Raw genomic sequence first — 2438 nt, 5'->3', positions numbered from 1 at the left:
CACGTGGAAGGCGATGTCGGATTCGAGCGGATCGTCCTCGCCCGCGGCCGCGTTCTTCATGCGCTCGATGGCATGACGAATGCGCGCCAGGCCTTCCGGGGTGGCATTGCGAGCTGCGAGTGCCGCCGCCGAAGGCTCGATGGCAAACCGAACTTCAGTGAACTCGGCGAGTAGTTCCAGCGAGAACTTGCGTTCCAGCAACCAGCGCAGCACGTCCGGATCGAGCAGATTCCAATTGTTTTCCGGTTCCACCCAGGTGCCCTGGCGCGGTCGTGCGCTGAGCAAGCCCTTGGCGGTGAGCATCTTTACTGCTTCACGCAGCACGGTTCGGCTGGCACCGAACTGTTTGCACAGCTCGGCTTCGATGGGGAAGGGCACGGCGTCGCCATAAGTCTGGGTGACCACCGCATGACCCAGCTCTTCGACGATGCCGTAGGTCAGGTTTTGTCCGCTGGGTTTACGCATGCCGCCCAACATATCACGATCAGCCAGTTGCCGAGTTGCGGGCCTGGTGCCAGGCCGAGACGATGGCAGCAGCTCGGCTGCCGACGTCCTCGGCGCTGCGGCCAGGGGCATAGATGTCCGAGGCGAAACCGATGCCGTCGATCCCGGCTTCGGACCATTCCGCCAGATTGCCGGCACCGACACCGCCGACCGCAAATACTTTGACCGATGCCGGTAGTACGGCTCGTAATGCCTTCACGTGTTGCACGCCATAGGTGGATGCGGGGAACAGTTTCAACGCGGTTGCGCCGGCATCGAGTGCGGCGAAGGCCTCGGTGGCGGTGGCAAAACCCGGCACGACTCGTAGGCCCAGCTCAACGCCTCGGGAGATGACGGCCGGATTGATGTTCGGGGTAACGATCAGTTTGCCGCCGGCGTCGGCGACTGCATCGACCTGCGCTGGTTTCAGCACGGTGCCGGCGCCACACAGGCACTGATCGCCGTAGCGTTCTGCCAGGCGGCGGATGCTTGCCAACGGTTCCGGTGAGTTCAGCGGTACTTCGATACCGCGAATGCCGCTGGCCACCAATGCCGCAGCCACGTCCAATATTTCATCCGGACGAATGCCGCGCAGAATGGCGATTAAAGGAGGCAACTCAGGCACGAAACTACTCCGCAATGACATCGGGATGGGCAAGGGCGTTGAGGCCGGCAACGGTCAGGGCAGTGGCATCCAGCGGCAATGTGCCAATGCCATGAGCTGCCAGCGCCGAGCTGTACAGCGCGGCCAGTCTGGGCGCCCCGATGATAGGAACCGATTGAACCGTTCGCAGCGTGCCGTCGAAGATAGGCAAGGCGCCCAGCACATCCTGGCCAATGATCAACCCCGACAAAAACGCCGATGCTTCGGCGTGGGGCATGCTTTGAACCAGCTGGCGTGCGCGTACTTCGAATAACAAATGACTGAGCGGCACGGTGCGTAACTCGCGACTGCGTTGCAAGCCGGCGTCGAAACCGCGTCGTTCAGCAGCTTCATTGGCTTCGGCTGCTGACGCTTTGAGCAACGTGCTGCGATCTCGCAGCAAGGCATACAACTCGCCCGACAAGCTGGTTTGGAACGATTGCATTTTGCCGTCTTCCACCAGGGCCCATTTGGTATGAGTGCCGGGAAGAGCAACGATGTGACGTCCGCGGCCCAGTTCGGGATGCGCAACGATGGCGCCGAGAATTTGTGTCTCCTCACCGCGCATCACGTCCGGCGCGCCGTGCGGATTGATACAAGAAACGCCAGTCGCGATCGCTACCTGGTGGCCACGAGCTTCGAAGCGCAGCAGGGCATTGCGTAGCTCGGCCGTACCGGCAGGGCACGACGCATACGGCACCTCTTTCCAACCATTGCGAGAACCGATCATGCCCGCCAGCAAAATCGGCAGCGGACCATGCCGCTGCACCCACGGGGCGATGGCATCGAACAACGTCGCTTCGGCGCTCTTGGTCAAACTGCCGATGCCCGCACCTTCAGCCAGGTCCAGCACGGTGGCGCCTCGGCAAAGATGCAGCCGCAGATGGGTAGTGCCCCAATCGCCGGCAATATGGGTAGGTGTGGGGCTGGGGACGTGGCTCATGGCTGGGATTCCATGTGGGTCTTTTATATGATTAATATTCTTCGTGTCCAGTCTTGGTGCGTGACCCGGGCGCTTACGGCGACTTAGCGGCGTCTGCGAGGGGGAACGATGCAGGGAAGACCAAGGATTGCGCGGTGGCTCATCGGGGTGGTGTTGCTGGTCGCGACGGTCAGCGTGGCTGCTGCTGCGCTGCCTGAGATGCCCGGCAACTTCAACGAAGGCTGGCTGTTTCATCGCTTTGAGCGCGACAGCGATGCAGTTCCGGCCGATCAAGTGCCGGCCGCCGAGTGGGAAGCGGTGACGTTGCCGCATACGGCGCGGATCGAACCACGCGTCGTCAATGACCAATGGCAAGGACTATCGCTGTAT

Annotated in this window: 4 protein-coding genes; 1 reads left to right on the top strand and 3 read right to left on the bottom strand. The window is 61.9% G+C overall.

Annotated features, from left to right (window positions below; all coding sequences use genetic code 11):
- The 3 genes from JNL55_RS21825 to JNL55_RS21815 form a co-directional block, all read right to left on the bottom strand.
- The coding region (locus tag JNL55_RS21825) for a FadR/GntR family transcriptional regulator (RefSeq protein WP_293858845.1) at window positions 1-465 on the bottom strand (465 nt) is incomplete at its 3' end.
- 19 nt (window positions 466-484) lie between these two features.
- Complete coding sequence (locus JNL55_RS21820; protein WP_293858842.1) at window positions 485-1108, bottom strand: 2-dehydro-3-deoxy-6-phosphogalactonate aldolase; 624 nt, start codon at window positions 1106-1108, stop codon at window positions 485-487.
- 4 nt (window positions 1109-1112) lie between these two features.
- The gene (locus JNL55_RS21815) at window positions 1113-2069 is read right to left on the bottom strand and encodes a 2-dehydro-3-deoxygalactonokinase (RefSeq protein WP_293858839.1); all 957 of its coding nucleotides are present in this window, start codon (window positions 2067-2069) and stop codon (window positions 1113-1115) included.
- A 108-nt stretch (window positions 2070-2177) separates the two neighbouring features.
- Between JNL55_RS21815 and JNL55_RS21810 the strand changes: the two genes are divergently transcribed.
- The coding region (locus JNL55_RS21810) for a hypothetical protein (RefSeq protein ID WP_293858836.1) at window positions 2178-2438 on the top strand (261 nt) is incomplete at its 3' end.

Origin of the sequence: Steroidobacter sp., assembly GCF_016790065.1 — a bacterium.
In the GTDB taxonomy this organism is placed as follows: domain Bacteria; phylum Pseudomonadota; class Gammaproteobacteria; order Steroidobacterales; family Steroidobacteraceae; genus Steroidobacter.
The sequence above is the reverse complement of the archived record's forward strand: the minus strand, read 5'-3'. Positions and strand labels throughout refer to the sequence as shown.

Excerpts from the sequence above, each read along its gene's own strand:
- JNL55_RS21815 (WP_293858839.1), bottom strand. The coding sequence starts at position 2,069 with ATGAGCCACGTCCCCAGCCCCACACCTACCCATATTGCCGGCGATTGG.